Origin of the sequence: Bacillus sp. FJAT-29790, assembly GCF_019039215.1 — a bacterium.
Lineage (GTDB): Bacteria > Bacillota > Bacilli > Bacillales > Cytobacillaceae > Cytobacillus.
In genome coordinates this window covers 196,576-212,396 of record NZ_JAHNZZ010000003.1, presented here as the reverse complement: position 1 = coordinate 212,396, position 15,821 = coordinate 196,576, and the positions used below count along the sequence as shown (strand labels likewise).

The 15,821-nt window shown below is 37.3% G+C and carries 13 protein-coding genes and 2 pseudogenes; all 15 read left to right on the top strand.

Annotated elements, in window-relative coordinates; all coding sequences use genetic code 11:
- Nucleotides 1-88 precede the first annotated feature (88 nt).
- The 15 genes and pseudogenes from BGM26_RS17750 (at nt 89) to BGM26_RS17675 (ending at nt 15,815) form a co-directional block, all read left to right on the top strand.
- Nucleotides 89-1,915: a polysaccharide biosynthesis protein gene (locus BGM26_RS17750; protein WP_217041597.1), complete on the top strand. Its 1,827-nt coding sequence runs from the start codon at nt 89-91 to the stop codon at nt 1,913-1,915.
- Between the two features lie 64 nt (nt 1,916-1,979).
- Nucleotides 1,980-3,827 carry an asparagine synthase (glutamine-hydrolyzing) gene (gene asnB, locus BGM26_RS17745; protein WP_217041595.1) on the top strand — a complete coding sequence of 616 codons (1,848 nt, stop codon included), beginning with the start codon at nt 1,980-1,982 and terminating at the stop codon, nt 3,825-3,827.
- Between the two features lie 33 nt (nt 3,828-3,860).
- Nucleotides 3,861-4,040 carry a hypothetical protein gene (locus BGM26_RS17740; protein WP_217041587.1) on the top strand — a complete coding sequence of 60 codons (180 nt, stop codon included), beginning with the start codon at nt 3,861-3,863 and terminating at the stop codon, nt 4,038-4,040.
- A 20-nt stretch (nt 4,041-4,060) separates the two neighbouring features.
- Nucleotides 4,061-4,768, top strand: a complete 708-nt coding sequence (locus BGM26_RS17735) for a YveK family protein (protein WP_217041584.1) — start codon at nt 4,061-4,063, stop codon at nt 4,766-4,768.
- Between the two features lie 15 nt (nt 4,769-4,783).
- Complete coding sequence (locus tag BGM26_RS17730) at nt 4,784-5,446, top strand: CpsD/CapB family tyrosine-protein kinase (RefSeq protein WP_217041582.1); 663 nt, start codon at nt 4,784-4,786, stop codon at nt 5,444-5,446.
- Between the two features lie 440 nt (nt 5,447-5,886).
- A complete protein-coding gene (locus tag BGM26_RS21845) occupies nt 5,887-6,012 on the top strand; it encodes a nucleoside-diphosphate sugar epimerase/dehydratase (protein ID WP_217041581.1) in 126 nt (41 codons plus the stop codon).
- 49 nt (nt 6,013-6,061) lie between these two features.
- A pseudogene (locus tag BGM26_RS17720) lies at nt 6,062-6,805 on the top strand (polysaccharide biosynthesis protein).
- Between the two features lie 191 nt (nt 6,806-6,996).
- Nucleotides 6,997-8,298, top strand: coding sequence for a lipopolysaccharide biosynthesis protein (locus BGM26_RS17710; protein WP_217041576.1), 1,302 nt, complete (start codon nt 6,997-6,999; stop codon nt 8,296-8,298).
- A gap of 50 nt (nt 8,299-8,348) precedes the next feature.
- Nucleotides 8,349-9,668, top strand: a complete 1,320-nt coding sequence (locus BGM26_RS17705; protein WP_217041574.1) for an O-antigen ligase family protein — start codon at nt 8,349-8,351, stop codon at nt 9,666-9,668.
- Between the two features lie 44 nt (nt 9,669-9,712).
- On the top strand, nt 9,713-10,981 hold the full coding sequence (locus BGM26_RS17700) for a glycosyltransferase (RefSeq protein ID WP_217041573.1): 1,269 nt from the start codon (nt 9,713-9,715) through the stop codon (nt 10,979-10,981).
- Complete coding sequence (locus BGM26_RS17695) at nt 10,971-12,149, top strand: glycosyltransferase (RefSeq protein WP_367949361.1); 1,179 nt, start codon at nt 10,971-10,973, stop codon at nt 12,147-12,149. Before BGM26_RS17700 ends, BGM26_RS17695 begins: the two co-directional genes overlap by 11 nt.
- Before the next feature lie 95 nt (nt 12,150-12,244).
- Nucleotides 12,245-12,925 (top strand): sugar transferase, encoded by a 681-nt coding sequence (locus BGM26_RS17690; protein ID WP_217041565.1) that lies wholly within the window; start codon nt 12,245-12,247, stop codon nt 12,923-12,925.
- Nucleotides 12,888-14,006: a DegT/DnrJ/EryC1/StrS family aminotransferase gene (locus BGM26_RS17685; protein WP_217041564.1), complete on the top strand. Its 1,119-nt coding sequence runs from the start codon at nt 12,888-12,890 to the stop codon at nt 14,004-14,006. Before BGM26_RS17690 ends, BGM26_RS17685 begins: the two co-directional genes overlap by 38 nt.
- Nucleotides 14,007-14,173: 167 nt before the next feature.
- Nucleotides 14,174-15,086 (top strand): annotated as a pseudogene (gene wecB, locus BGM26_RS17680) (non-hydrolyzing UDP-N-acetylglucosamine 2-epimerase).
- Nucleotides 15,087-15,101: 15 nt separating this feature from the next.
- Nucleotides 15,102-15,815, top strand: coding sequence for an acyltransferase (locus tag BGM26_RS17675; protein WP_217041562.1), 714 nt, complete (start codon nt 15,102-15,104; stop codon nt 15,813-15,815).
- Nucleotides 15,816-15,821: the final 6 nt, after the last annotated feature.

The window sequence follows — 15,821 nt, the reverse complement described above, 5'->3', positions numbered from 1 at the left end:
AATGATTGATTGAAATCGTTTCATGAAAGTTTTCAAAAATGAAGAAAGGATATGCTTGCATCTTTTCTATATGAAAGGAGGGGGGGATGTGCCCTATCCCCAAAGATTAGTTATTTTACTCGTGATTGACTCGATATTGATCATGACGTCGGTATTTGTCTGTTATTTCTTATTTAACTACCAAATAACCTTTAATTCAGAGCTTATCGTGACTGCAGTCGCCTTATTCATTAGTTTTCATTACTTTTCATACAAATATAAACTTTATAAAAAGGTTTGGGAATATGCAAGTATTCGTGAATTAATCATGATTCTACAGATTGTCAGTCTTTCAATCGTCATAACAATAAGTGCAGAGCTTATTGTTTTGCAAACGATTCAGCCACGCCTATACATCGTGAAATGGTTGCTGCTTATCCTCTTCATTGGGGGCTCACGATTTTGGTGGAGAGTCGCTCGTGATCTTTATATGAAAAAGACAGAAAATAAAAAAAGAGCATTGATAATTGGAGCGGGTTCTGCTGGTACAATGGTTGCCAGACAACTGCAAAAAAGTAATCAGTCTAATTTACTCCCCATAGCCTTTGTTGATGATAATGTCAGGATGCATAGTCTTGATATTCTTGGCATTCCAGTCATTGGAGGAAGTAATCAAATTGTACGTATTGTGCAAGAGCTGAATATTGAAAATGTCGTGATCGCTATTCCCTCTTTAAGTAAAAAAGACCTAAATCGAATTTTTCGAGAATGCGCAAAAACGAAGGCAAAGACACAAATATTGCCGATGCTGGAAGATTTAGTATCTGGAAAAGTTACTGTAAATCAATTCCGTGATGTTCTAGTGGAGGATTTATTAGGGCGAGAGCAAGTTGAATTGGATATGGATAGCATTTCCAATTCAGTTACCAATAAAGTCGTTTTAGTTACTGGTGCAGGTGGATCCATCGGCTCGGAAATATGCCGGCAAGTTGTAAACTTTAATCCTGAAACACTCATTTTATTAGGTCATGGAGAGAACAGTATTTATGCGATTGAAATGGAACTTCGCCATTTATGTAAAAAGAACGATATTCGTTTAGTTACTGAAATTGCGGATATTCAAGATAAACCGAAAATAAGTATTCTAATGGAAACATATAAGCCGGATGTTGTTTATCATGCAGCTGCTCATAAGCATGTTCCCTTAATGGAAAGAAACCCGGAAGAAGCTGTAAAAAATAATATGATCGGTACTTTTAACGTAGCGATTGCAGCGAATAACAATGGGGTAAAAACGTTCGTCATGATTTCTTCGGATAAAGCAGTCAATCCAACAAGTGTCATGGGCGCAACAAAACGATTAGCTGAAATGATTATTCAAGACATGGACAAAAAAAGCCAAACGAAATTTGTGACGGTTAGGTTTGGTAATGTCTTAGGTAGCAGAGGGAGTGTTATCCCGTTATTTAAAAAGCAAATTCAAAAAGGTGGCCCCGTGACGGTCACGCATCCAGACATGCAACGTTATTTTATGACAATTCCAGAAGCATCACGTTTAGTCATTCAAGCCGGTAGCCTAGCTCGGGGCGGTGAAACATTTGTACTGGATATGGGCTCTCCCGTTAAGATTGTTGATCTCGCAAGAAATTTGATCAAATTATCGGGATTCACCGAAGATGAGATCGGCATTGAATTTACTAGTATTCGACCAGGTGAAAAATTATTCGAGGAATTATTAAATGAAAACGAAATTTACGAGCAACAAATTCATCCGAAGATATATATCGGGAAAACATCGGACTTATTTATGGATGAAATTGAGGACATTCTTTTAACGTACATGAATCTGCAGCAGGAAGAATTATCCTCCCTATTAGTAAGCTTAGCTAACAGGAAACGAATAAAAGAAAAAGCAGTATCCAGACTAGTTCGATAGACGAGGAGTGGTTCGCATGAAAGTGAAGAAGGCTCCTATACAATCTTGATAAATGGGGGATTTTATGTGTGGAATTGCAGCAATTTATAGTCAAAAACCAATTGATATGAGCTTTATTACTAGGATGACTGACATTATAAAACACCGGGGGCCAGATGGCGAGGGACATATGTGTTTCTTTGAAAATCATTTTTGGATGGGCCATCGGCGTTTGTCAATTGTTGATTTATCATCTGCAGGTCATCAACCAATGAGCTATCGAAACGAACGATATTGGATTACATATAATGGAGGGGTTTATAACTATATTGAGTTAAGGTCCGAATTAGAGTCGTTAGGGCATGTATTTTATTCCAAAACTGATACAGAGGTGGTTTTGGCTGCTTATGCTCAATGGGGAGAACACTGCTTACAGCGGTTTAATGGGGCGTGGGCATTTGTGATTCTTGATACACAAGAAAAGAAAGTGTTTGCTGCCCGGGATCGCTTTGGTGCAAAACCATTTTACTATGGTGTTAAAGAGCAATTGGTTGGGTTTGCTTCGGAAATTAAGCAGCTATGTGAAATTGGTTTTGGAAAACGATATGAGAAAGCAGAAGTTGCAAAATTTTTATTATATGGCGATGTAAATCTATCCCGAAAAACTTGCTTTGATGGAGTATTCCAGTTACTAAATGGTGAAGCGCTGATGTGGAATATCCATGAGGGAACGGAAAATATTAGGATTTGGAAATACTATGATCCTGAGTTTGAACGCTCTATGAAAGGAAAGAAAGAACTGTCGTACTATCAAGAAAAGTTTAATTTTCTATTTGAAGATTCCGTACGCTTACGGCTAAGAAGTGATGTGGAAGTAGGCTCCTGTTTAAGTGGAGGAATGGATTCGTCCTCTATTGTGACGATGACAAAAAAACTTATTACGCAACAAGGTGCCGGAAACTCACAAAAAACCTTTACATCCTGTTTTGAGGATCCAAGATTTGATGAGTGGCAATTTGCTGAGGAAGTTGTAAATTCAACAAATGTAGAAGCGCATCGGGTATTCCCAAACATGAATAATCTTTTTCAAGAAATCGAGGATTTAATCTGGTATCAGGAAGAGCCATTTCGATCGACATCCATCTTTGCCCAATGGAACGTGATGAGGTTAGCACATGAAAAAGGAATAAAGGTTCTACTGGACGGTCAAGGTGCTGACGAAGTTATGTCAGGTTATCATTACTACATTCCGATGTACCTTGCAAGTACTCTAAAAACAGGGAATGTTCCGAATTTCCTTTCCTCTTTATCAAGTATGAAAAGGACAGGGATTCTTTCAGCAACCGAATCTTCTTTGCGAATTCTGATGAAAACAGGTTATTACCTATCAGGGTTAAAACAATTAAGAGTAGTTCCGATTAAAAGCTTATTAAACAGTAAATATCAAAATGTGGAGAGGTTTAATTCGTCTCTGGATTTCCAATCATACACATATCATGATATATTCGGTAGATTACAATCATTACTAAGGCATGAAGACCGAAATTCAATGACTTTTTCTGTCGAGGCAAGGACTCCCTTTTTAGATTATAGATTAGTAGAGCTATTTTTAAATATGCCTGGTGAATACAAAATTCGTGACGGATGGACAAAGCCGTTTTTAAGAGAAGCCATGAAGGGGAGCTTACCGAATTCTGTTCGTTTAAGAACAGATAAGAAAGGGTTTGAGACTCCGGAAATATTATGGTATCGGGAAAACTATCAAAAAATTAAAGAAGAACTATTATGTCAGGATTCTCATTTATACGAGTGGATTGATCGAGATAAATTTAGAGAATGGTTTGAACATCCAAACAACCCATTTAAGCAATTTTTTTTATGGAGGTTATTATCAGTCCATTATTGGATTAAAAGGTTTGGTTTGAGTGGATAGAAATTTATCTATCGGAAGAGGGGGCTTGAATATATGAAGGTTTGCCACCTCACTTCTGTACATCCATATTATGATATCAGGACTTTTATTAAAGAGTGCCAGTATCTTTCTTCAGCCGGTTATGAAACCCATTTGGTAGCGACTGACTGCCGGGAAGGATTAATCGTAATCTTTGGGTCCATAATGCCGGAAAGAAGAAGGGAAGCCGCTTAGCCCGAAAAGGAGGGTAAGGAATGGGCGATTTAAATTTGAAATTATTACTAGAAATTGTTCGGAGAAGAGTGTGGTTTATTGTCATATTTACTCTAATTGCAACGTTAACAAGTGCGATAATCAGTTTTTTTGTACTGACTCCATTATATGAAGCAAAGGCATCTATTTTGGTTTATAAACAATTGCCCCAGTCAGAATCAATTAATCTGGAATATACAAACATTTTGGCAAGCTCAGCCCTTATTAAAACATACCAAGAGATTGCCAAAAGCCGCCCTATCTTGGAAGATGTGAAATCTGCACTAAATCTTAAAATGGATGTAAATCAATTAGAGAAGATGATTGACATAAAAGTATTGAACGATACTCAAGTTATCTCAATAACAGTGACTGACTATGATTATAATGAAGCTGTTAAAATAACCAATGCTTTTATCGATTCATTTATGAAACAGGTTGTTTCACTTACTCAAGCAAATAATTTACAGATACTTGAAAATGCTGTCAATTCAGAAAACCCGTTACGGGTCTTCCCAAATAGAACTATGAATATAGCGATCTCTTTTTTATTGGGGGCGATTACATCCTCTCTTATCGCGTTTCTTATGGAATCTCTAAATAAAATCATTGATTCAGAAGAACAGCTGGAAGAGTTGCTGGGTGTCCCGGTTTTGACTTCCGAATATCTTGGGAGAGAAAGTCCAATCCAGGTTTCCATGAAATCATAAATGAGGATGAGATGAATGAAAAACGACTGGTTAGGGAATGTAACGGAAGATGAGTTAGCGGGCAGGATGTTTATTTCTGAGACGGGCGCAGATCGATCTAATCCGCTCGAAGCTTTATCAAGAAACCTACAACACATAAGAGTGTCTAAGAAATTCAAGACCGTTATATGTATCCCTATAAGAGAGTCGCCCAAAACTAAGTTAACTGTACCACATGTTGCACACCTATTTGCAAGTCAAGGAGAGAAGGTGTTAGTGATCGATGCGAATATGGACCGGCCGACGATTCACAGCTCCTTTTCCATACCCAACTCACCAGGATTAACGGACATTTTAGTTCAAGGCCTAGATATTTACGATGTGATATCCTTGCATCCACATAAAGAGAATTTATCGATATTGCCTGCTGGCACTAGAACAATACTGCCAAAAAAGCTATTAAAAGAAGAAAGGTTCAATGATGTCCTAACTAAGGTAAAAAGTCAGTTTGACATTTTACTGATCAATGGACCGGCATTAAGCAGTAAACTTTTGCAAAAAAAGTTTTTAAGAGCTGTGGACGCTGCTGTCCTAATTGTAAATAAAGGGGTGGTTAATAATCAACAAGTAGTAAAAGCCGGAAAAGTTTTGAAGCGTTTAAGTATAGAGATTATTGGTTCTGCCTTAATTGACAACTGAATTTAGTGACAGAATTGCCTTAATGATGAAATTGTTGGAAAACTCCATATGAGGCCCTATGATGTATGCATGGCGCGTCTTTCTTTTTGACCACAATTGATGGGTGTATTATCATTTTTAGCTTATTAGCTGCCATTGTACTGGATTTTGAAGGTCAAATAATGAAAAGGGGAAAGGTTTACAAGTAATATCATAGTTTTTATTGGTGTAGGTTTATGTCTTAATTTGATGGTCCTGTATTTTTCAAAATTTTATAAGAGAATTTGGCGTTTTGCAAGTGTAAATGAGTTAATCTCCATTTTAAAAGCTATCACAATGGGGAGTTTGCTCCTCTGATAGGATTTTCTCGTTTCATAAGAAGGTTGTACATGTCTCTTTATATAAAAAGGTAACCGCATCAACGCAGGGCATTAATCGTTGGTGCGGGAGGGTCCGGCAGAATGGTGGTCAATCAGCTCCAGCATCAAAAAGAAGCAGAATTCTATCCGATTGCATTTGTTGATGATGATCCGAATAAACAAAATTTGGGGCTTTCGGGGATTTTCGTTATGGGTCACAAGAGATAAAATTCTCCAGATCGTAGAAAGGGAAAAAATTGATAATATTGTAATCGCTATGCCTACCGCGTCTAAGACACAAATAACAGAAATTATTATTCTACGTAAGCAAACAACTGCAAAATTACAAATACTTCCTCGAGTACAAGATTTAATTGATGGGAAAGTCTCCATTAAGGAGATCAGAGATGTAAATATAAAAGATTTACTCGGATGTGAACCAGTCAGGATAAGTTTACCAAATATTACAGGTTATATAGATGATAAGGTTGTTCTTGTTACTGGTGCTGTAGGGTCAATAGGCTCTGAGCTTTGCCAACAAATATGTACGTTTTATCCTCGCTCCGTGTTATTGCTTGGTTATGGAGAAAATAGTATTTACTCAATCGAATTGGAGCTTAAACAAAAATATTCAGACATAAATATTGAGCCGCTTATCGCTGATATTAAGGATCTGAAAAGATTAGAACGGCTATTTCAAACTTTTCGTCCACAGGTTATTTTTCATGCGGCTGCCCATAAGCATTTACCCCTTATGGAAAAAAATTCTTCAGAAGCAGTTAAGAATAATATTTTTGGACCAAAAATTTAGCGATGTGCACAGAAGGGAGAAAGATTTGTATTGATTTCAACAGACAAAGCAGTTAATCCTATGAGCATTATGGGCACTACCAAGCGTGTAGAAGAAATGTTAATTCAAGACTTCAATTTGAATAGTGATACTAAATATACAGCTGCACGCTTTGGTAATGTTCTGGGAAGCAGGGGACGGAAGAGTTTAATAGAAAGTTATCAAAATTAGAATTCACTTTGGATTTAGGAGATGAAGATATAAGGGAATCATTAAACGACATACTTTCTTCTGCAAAAGTGGTGATCTGGGACTTTGGGAGTAATTGAAGTGGCTGTAACAATCCTGCCAGTCTTGAAGAATCTATAAGCATTTATGGGTAGGGAATGCAATTAAAAATCGCAAGGGGGGATCGCATTGTTTTGTTCAATAAACTCATGAATATGTTTAGTGTAGGAGAGTTTTCTCGTAATATATTTGTCCTTTTAACAGGAAGCATTTTGTCTCAAGCTATTCCCATTGCGGTTTCCCCTATTATTACACGTTTATATTCTCCAAAAGAATTTGGTGTTTTTGCGTTGTATGTATCAATTTTTTCGATTATTTCTGTAGTTGCGACCGCGCGTTATGAACTGGCTATTATGCTGCCGGATAACGAAGAAGATGCAGTTAACCTTTTTGGATTATCCATAGTTATAGCATCAATTATCAGTCTTATCTCTTTGGTGATAGTGATGCTGTTCCACTCAAAAATTGTGGGACTATTAAATGAACCTGATATTTCGTCGTTGCTGTATTTTATTCCTCTATCTATCCTATGTACGGGAGTTTATCAAGCATTGACCTATTGGGCTAACCGTCGTAAGCAATATAAAAGAATGACAGCCTCCAAAATAAATCAATCAGGTTTAACAGCTTTATGTAATTTGTTGTTTGGGTCAACAGGCGTAAAATTTTCAGGGCTCATTGGTTCTCTCATTATCGGACAATTGTTGGCAACAGGCATTTTTGCCAGGCAACTTTGGAAAGAAGATCATCCATACAAAAATCTATTAAACAAGGAACAAATGATAAAAAATGCAAAAAAATACAAGGATTTTCCTAAAATCAATTCTTTCCATGCTTTTCTTGACATGATTAAGGAGAATGGGGTTGTGTTCATTATTGCATCCATCTTTGGCAGCACGATACTAGGCTACTATTCATTCACAATGAGAATGTTAAAACTCCCCGCAGGTTTGATCAGTTCATCCGTTTCACAAGTTATTTATCAAAAATCAACCGAAATTTATAATAGCAACGGTGATTTGCAGATTTTTATCAGAAAGACGATGATTCTTTTAGCTCTATTTGGTACACCTGTTTTTTTGATCATTATCTTATTTGCTCCTATGCTTTTTGAGTGGACATTTGGTGAAAGTTGGAGAGAGGCGGGAGTATATGCCCAACTAATTTCACCATGGATGCTTGCAAATTTTGTTGTTTCACCAACGAGCCATATCCCAATCATCTTAAATAGGCAAAAGACTGCCTTTTATTTGAGTGTAACTTTTAATTTATTTGTACTTGTAATATTTTTCATCATTAGCAAGGTAGTACAGCATATATATATCGGTTTAGCGATCATGGGAGGGATGGGATTCCTTTATACACTAGTATACGGCTTTTGGATCGTTAATTTAGCAAAAAATAAAAAAATGGGGAAATCCGTGGAATCTATATAAATGATGCGCAAGGCCACTTTTTTCATTATGGAGAAAAGGATCGATAGTGTATGCAAAAGGTGTTATCCCGTTTTACAAAAGACCAGTCGAAGTTCCTCTTTATCTTTCTATTGCTTGCACCGTTAATTGGCTATCTCGGTTATAATATAAAACTTTTGTTTATATCAATTCTGTTCGCCTCCGCTATTCTAGTGATTAAAAAACCTTTGTGGGTGTTATTTATTATCATGGTAATAACACCTTTAGCAGAGGAGTTCGAAGCAAATCACTTTTTTATCAGCTTGAACAAAATGTTAGCTGTCCTATTATTGGGGATTTTAATAAGGATTCTGATAGGAAATGAGATGATTGGCCAGAGAGGGTATCAAAAATATACCTCTTTATATATTATTCTTTTTTATGCGGCTATGTCCTCTTTTTGGGCAGCAGACCAAATGGCGTCTTTAAACCGGATCGGTTCAATACTGCAAATGCTACTATTTGCTATCTGCATTATTATCTTAGTAAAAAAGGAATATGATTTTTGGTTTTTGCTGGCCGGCTATACTGTTGGAAGTTTGATAAGTGCGATTTTTGTTCTTGCATCATTCATACAGAATCCTGAGGAAAGGGCAGCGGTCAATCCAATTCAAAATCCCGCAGTGGTCGGTTTCTATATTTACTTGGGGATTTATACATGTCTCATACTGTCCCAGAAAGTGAAAAGAATAAAGTATAGATGGTTCTTTTATCTTGGGGTCTTTTTACAAGTGCTTGCTGCCTTAACAACACAAACAAGGAGTTTTATCGTTGCATTAATCATCACTGTCCTCGTATATATTGTTTATAGACGGCAATGGCACCTCATTTTGTTTTTTTCTGCAATGATAGCTTTCCTCCTGATGATAATGCCGAGTCATTTCGGTGACCGTGCCCTTTCAATTGTAACCTTATCTGACAGGGGTGCTGGCAGATTGGATATTTGGAAGATTGGTTTAGCCATGATTTCAGAAAACTTCCTATTTGGGGTCGGGTTTGATAATTTTAGAATCGTTTTTAATCAATACTTCGAATCGGCCCGCACTTGGTATATCAGGGAAGGTATGGGTGCCCATAATCTTTATCTTATGACTTTTGCTGAATTGGGGTTATTCGGATTTTTAGCCTTTGTATATTTCCTGATAGTGGATATGGTTAGGCCGCTTATCAAAATGATTCAAAAAAAACCGGGGATCTCCGATGTTCTTTTGCTTACTTTTCTTTCCTTTATGATTGAATTTTTTTTCATTGATTTATTTGTCATTTATCCGACATGGCTTGTTATTGGATTTATTTATGCCGCTAGAAATATAGAAGAATGGAATACGGGAATTGCGTCATGGCATAAGTAGAATAGCAGATAAAGAGTCATATAAACATATAAAGAGGGGGAAATATGAATAAGGATGCCGATACATTAGTTTTATTAACGCATCATTTCCCTTACCCTCCAGGTGAGGAGTTTTTGGAAACGGAGATTAAATATTTGGCGGAGCATTTTTATGAAATTGTCATCATACCTATCGGCTGTTTTGGGAAAGTGAAAACCGAGCCAAGGAAATTGCCGGCTAATGCAAAATTGCATACAATCCCCAACTTTACCCATAAGCTTTGGAAATTAAAAAGATTTTTGGGATTATTGCGGATTTGTTTTGACCCTCAAAGTATAAAATGGATCTTTTCTGATATAAAAGCTGCCATCCTTGCTGATGGGAAAGGTTTCAGAGTCTTACTTAGTTGGGTTCTTTCCGCATTTGAAATTCGTAATTATTTGCTCAAGCATGTAATGGATAAGGAGAAAAGTATTTTACTATATTCCTATTGGTTCAACCCGAGCGCTATATCATTGGCAATGTTGAAAGAGAAAGTTCCAAGTCTGGTGGCGGTTGCAAGAGCCCACGGAGGAGACTTATATTCCTGTCGAAAAGTTCCACCGTATATCCCCTTGCAGCTAAAAGCAATCAAGAGACTTGATCGGTTGTATTTGGTTTCATCAGACGGCTATAGGTATTTAAAGGATAAAGATGCACAGTTAAACAATTTGGCGATAAGCCGTCTTGGTGTTTTAGGCAGTAAAAAGAAAGCAGGGCAGTCTAACGATGGAGTGTTGAGAATTATTACATGCTCGGATATAGGGCGCATTAAAAGGTTGGAACTTCTTATAGCTGCTTTGTCCTATTGCAAAATTAATATTGAATGGACCCATATAGGAGATGGAGTTCTTAGAAACGAATTGCTAGAATCTGCAAAGGGGTTGCCAGGAAATATCAGTTACCGCTTTTTGGGGCGTATGCCAAACATACAAGTGATTCAGTACTATCATGAAAATCCAATTGACTTATTTATGAATGTAAGTGTGAGTGAAGGAGTACCGGTTTCCATTATGGAGGCTTTTAGTTTTGGCGTACCGGTTATCGGAACAGATGTAGGGGGGACGGGGGAGTTGGTGAATGGTTCAAATGGGCTGCTTGTAAAAAAAGATATTACTGCAATCGAACTTGCCGGGTATATTGAAAACTTTTACCGGTTAGAGGCTTCCTTTAAAAATAACTTAAGGGAAAATGCGTATAAAACCTGGTATGAGCTTTCGAACGCCAATAGGAATTACAAGAGGTTTTCAAGACAACTCGGAAACGAATTGAAAAATGGGGTGAATTGTCATTAAAAAAGTCCTGTCGATTGTCTTAAACAACTTTGTAAATGATTCCAGAGTATTAAAAGAATGCATTTCAACCAAAAAGGCGGGTTATGACATTCAAGTTTTAGCTTTACATGAGTCGGATTTGAAAGAAAAAGAAATCATTCAGGAAATTCCTGTTCACAGGATACGATTAAAAACAAGGAGGTGGTCAAAGCATTTGCTTGTTCAGGGGGTTAAATATTTAGAATTTGCCATTCGTATCATGAAGGACTATCGTAATGTCGATATTATTCACTGCAATGATTTAGAACCGCTGCCAATTGCTGTCCTCTTTAAATTGGTATCGAAAGGGAGAATAAAAATCATTTACGATGCACACGAGTTTGAAACTGAACTCGGACTAACAGGGTGGAAATACTTGGCTGTGTGTGCTTTGGAAAGGCGGCTTATCCGTTATGCAGATGCGGTCATTACCGTGTGCGATTCTATCGCTGATGAATATGCGAAAAGGTATAACGTTCAAAAGCCATATTTAGTGATGAATTGTCCTATTCCCCAAAAAATAGGAAGAAATAATGAATTTCGGGAGTGCTTCCCAATCCGGGAGGACCAAAAAGTTTTACTATACCAAGGTGGATTATATGAAGAAAGGGGGTTGGAACTGTTATTAGAAGTTTTTTCAAAAATTCAAAGGGATGATATTGTACTGGTTGTGATGGGAAATGGACCTTTGGAAGAAAAAGTTAGATCTGCAGCTTCATCATGCGGGAGCATCTTTTACCATGCGGCAGTTTCCCCTCTAGACCTATTGAATTATACGTCATCAGCGGACATAGGGATCGTAATTACAGAAAATACTTGTTTAAATCACTATTACTCATTGCCTAACAAGTTTTTTGAATATACTATGGCAGGCCTGCCAGTACTAACAGGAAATTTACCGGAAATAAGGCGATTCGTTCAACTATATAAGTGCGGAATGACAGTTGAGGAGGGGACTGCCGATTCTATCCAGCAGGCAATCGAATGTATGCTGGAACTGGATCTGCAAGACCTTTCGCGAAATTCGCAAAATCTGGCGAAAACCTATAATTGGGGTACACAAGAAAAAGTTTTATTGGAGGTATATCGGAAAGTTGGAGGGAATGCATTTGAATCCCCATTACAGAAAAAGGAATCATACTTAAACTAAAGTGAAGGAGGGAGAAAAGTGCTTAATGCTTACAATGGATTCCATACAAATAAAACGGAGAACCAAACTTTTCAGACAAAAGCCAGGTGCTTTTGATGAAAGAGGTTCAATTGCAACGTCTAAAGATAACATTATCTGTAAAAAGAATTTTCGATATTGTATGCAGCCTTTTTCTTTTAATTAGTTTTTGCTGGTTATTTCTTTTGCTTGGTATCGCTGTAAAGGTGAATTCAAAAGGACCTGTCTTTTTTAAACAAGTTAGGATAGGCAGAAACGAAAAGGAATTTTACATTTATAAATTTCGGACGATGGTTAAAGATGCTGAAAAGTCAGGAAAACAAATTACGGTAGGAGATGACCGGCGCATAACAAAAGTCGGGATGACATTAAGAAAATACAAATTAGATGAATTTCCGCAGTTGTATAACGTATTGAAAGGAGATATGAGCTTTGTTGGCCCCCGCCCCGAGGTCCCCCGCTATACGAAATTATACAATGAGGGACAGAGAAAGGTTTTCCTTATCCGTCCAGGGATAACCGACTATGCTTCTATTAAGTACCGAAATGAAAGCAGGAAATTATCCAAAAGTCGTGACCCTGAAAAAACATATATTGAAGAAATAATGGCAGATAAATTGGTAATTAATCTTCAATATGTAGAGAATCTTTCTTTTGTAATCGACTTAAAAATACTGTTTCTAACCTTTATTCATATTTTTAAAATGGAGGATACAAAACATGAAGATTCCGATGTTAGACCTAACCGTTCAATATGAGCAAATAAAGAGGGAGTTAAACGAAAAAATACAGTCTGTCTTAAATGCCTCCCATTTCATTTTAGGTGAAAATGTTAGAAGGTTGGAAGAAGATATTGCAGCTTACAGTAATGTAAGGTATGGGATTGGAGTTGCGAACGGAAGTGATGCTCTCCATATTTCTTTAACAGCCATCGGTATTGGACCTGGTGATGAAGTGATTACCACCCCTTTTACTTTTTTTGCAACGGCAGGTGCGATTTCCAGGGCAGGAGCAATACCTGTTTTTGCAGATATAGAGCCTCACACTTTCAACATCAATTCCAATTTAATAGAACAAAAGATTACGAGTAAAACCAAGGCAATTATCGCCGTTCACTTATATGGCCAGCCTGCGGATATGGATTCAATTTTAAAAGTCGCGGATAAATACGGCCTATTTGTTATTGAAGATGCTGCTCAAGCCATTGGTGCTAAATATAAAGGAAGAAAAGTGGGGGGGCTTGGGGACGCCGCTTGTTTTAGCTTTTTTCCAACGAAAAATTTAGGAGCGTATGGGGATGGTGGCATGATTGTCACAAATAATGAAAATCAGGCTGAGAAAATGAAACTTATCCGTGTACATGGTGCCAAGGAGAGGTATAACCATCAAATTTTAGGATATAACAGCCGATTAGATGAAATTCAGGCCGCCATTTTAAATGTGAAATTCCTGTACTTGGATTCATGGAACAATTTACGGAGAGAAAAGGCCCATTTGTATACAAATTTACTGTCAAAAGTGTGTCCCGATAAAGTGGTTCTGCCAATAGAATCAGAAGGAAATCATCATATCTACCATCAATATACAATTAAAGCGGAAAGACGTAATGAACTGAAAGCCTATTTATCCGAACATGGTATTGATACAATCGTCTACTATCCGATACCCTTACATCTTCAACCTGTATTTGCTGACCTCGGTTATAAAAAGGGTGATTTTCCTCTGGCTGAGAAGGCAGCTATTGAAGTTTTATCATTGCCAATTTTTCCAGAATTAACAGAAGGGCAACAGATTTTTATTGTGGAAAAAATAAGTGATTTTTATGAACGTCGCATTTAATAGGAGAAAATTTATGAGGAAAATTGTAACAGTTGTTGGGGCAAGACCCCATTTTATTATACTTGCTCCAGTTTCTCGGGTTCTACGCCAATCATTTAAAGAGATTTTGATTAATACAGGTCAACATTACGATTATACATTGTCTGAAGTTTTTTTGATCAGTAAATATTCCAAAGCCAGACTATGACCTTGAGGTAGGTTCCGGCTTTCACGGAGAGCAGACGGGGCAGATGTTAATAAAATTAGAGAAGGTTTTACTAATTGAAAGACCGGAAGCTGTAATCTTATATGGGGATACAAACTCAACATTGGCAGGGGCAGTGGCAGCCAGCAAACTGCACATTCCAGTCATACATATAGAATCCGGTCTTAGAAGTTTCAATAAGAAAATGCCAGAAGAAATAAATCGTGTTCTAACAGATCACATGTCATCGCTGCTTTTTGCTCCAACACAAACTGCGATTGAAAATTTAAGAGTGGAAAATTTTGAAAAAATGTATATTTAGTTGGAGATGTAATGTACGACGACTTCCCTTTAAATTCCAAAAAAGCTCAAGAATGGTTTGGTTTGGACAAATTCACTTTGAAGGAAAAAGGATATTATTTAGCTACTATTCATCGGGCTGAAAATACCGACAATCCTGGCAGAATGAAAGCAATTGTTAAGGGGCTTCTAGATATACAGGAAAAAGTTATTTTCCCATTCATCCAAGAATAGCAGAAATGTTGAAAAAGTTTGGATTGTATAATTTTCTACGAAATTCGAAAAATATTAAACTAATAGAGCCGGTTTCATATTTAGAAATGCTGTTATTGGAAAATCAAGCAAAAGGGATTATTACTAATTCAGGTGGTGTCCAGAAAGAAGCGTATTTTGCCCAAGTACCTTGCTTTACGCTCCGGGACGAGACTGAGTGGATAGAAACGATTAATAGCGGCTGGAATCAATTGATTGATCCTCTGGCTGAAGATCTCTCAATGCTTCTTAACCGCAGTCATATCCCAGATAAAACAGTACAAATCTACGGAGATGGTTGTGCATCTGAAAGAATTGTAAGTGGGATTTTATCCTTTTTATAGGGGAGGTAGGGAATAATGTCTAAAAAATATAATATTGGGAACAACGTTGTGATTGGTGAAAATGTAAAATTTGGAAGGGGTGTTACCATTGGGAATAATGTTGTTATTTATGAAGGATGTGAGATTGGAAACGATACGGTTATTTTAGATAATGCTGTCATAGGGAAACAGCCGACTGCAGCCAAGAATTCAATTCGCCGTGCAGAAATGAACTTAAAACCAACTGTTATTGGCGCAGGTTGTACAATCGGGACATCCGCTATTATCTATGCAAATGCAATTATCGCAAACGATGTATTTATTGCCGATTTAGCGACTGTTCGAGAAAGGGTTTCTATCGGTGAAAAAACGATAATTGGCCGTGGAGTAGCAGTCGAGAATGATTGTAAAATTGGCTCTAAGTGTAAGCTTGAAACAAATTGTTACATTACTGCCTATTCAGATATAGAGGATTTTGTCTTCATTGCTCCAAATGTCGTGACAACAAATGATAATTACATGTCTCGAACAAAGGAAAGGCTTAACGAAATCAAAGGGGTTACCATTAAGAAAGGCGGCCGGGTTGGGGCAAATGCAACAATTCTTCCAGGTAAAGTCATCCACGAGGATGGAGCGGTTGCAGCTGGAAGTGTGGTAACAAAGGATGTAAAGGCCAAACAAATAGTAGCTGGCATACCTGCAAAAGAACTTAAAGCCGTTCCTGCAGAACAATTGCTGATTAACCAATGAAGACGA

Coding starts and splice junctions, on each gene's coding strand:
- asnB (WP_217041595.1), top strand. CDS start 1,980: ATGTGTGGAATTGCAGCAATTTATAGTCAAAAACCAATTGATATGAGC.
- BGM26_RS17740 (WP_217041587.1), top strand. CDS start 3,861: ATGAAGGTTTGCCACCTCACTTCTGTACATCCATATTATGATATCAGG.
- BGM26_RS17735 (WP_217041584.1), top strand. CDS start 4,061: ATGGGCGATTTAAATTTGAAATTATTACTAGAAATTGTTCGGAGAAGA.
- BGM26_RS17730 (WP_217041582.1), top strand. CDS start 4,784: ATGAAAAACGACTGGTTAGGGAATGTAACGGAAGATGAGTTAGCGGGC.
- BGM26_RS21845 (WP_217041581.1), top strand. CDS start 5,887: ATGGTGGTCAATCAGCTCCAGCATCAAAAAGAAGCAGAATTCTATCCG.
- BGM26_RS17705 (WP_217041574.1), top strand. CDS start 8,349: ATGCAAAAGGTGTTATCCCGTTTTACAAAAGACCAGTCGAAGTTCCTC.
- BGM26_RS17700 (WP_217041573.1), top strand. CDS start 9,713: ATGAATAAGGATGCCGATACATTAGTTTTATTAACGCATCATTTCCCT.
- BGM26_RS17690 (WP_217041565.1), top strand. CDS start 12,245: ATGAAAGAGGTTCAATTGCAACGTCTAAAGATAACATTATCTGTAAAA.
- BGM26_RS17685 (WP_217041564.1), top strand. CDS start 12,888: ATGAAGATTCCGATGTTAGACCTAACCGTTCAATATGAGCAAATAAAG.
- BGM26_RS17675 (WP_217041562.1), top strand. CDS start 15,102: ATGTCTAAAAAATATAATATTGGGAACAACGTTGTGATTGGTGAAAAT.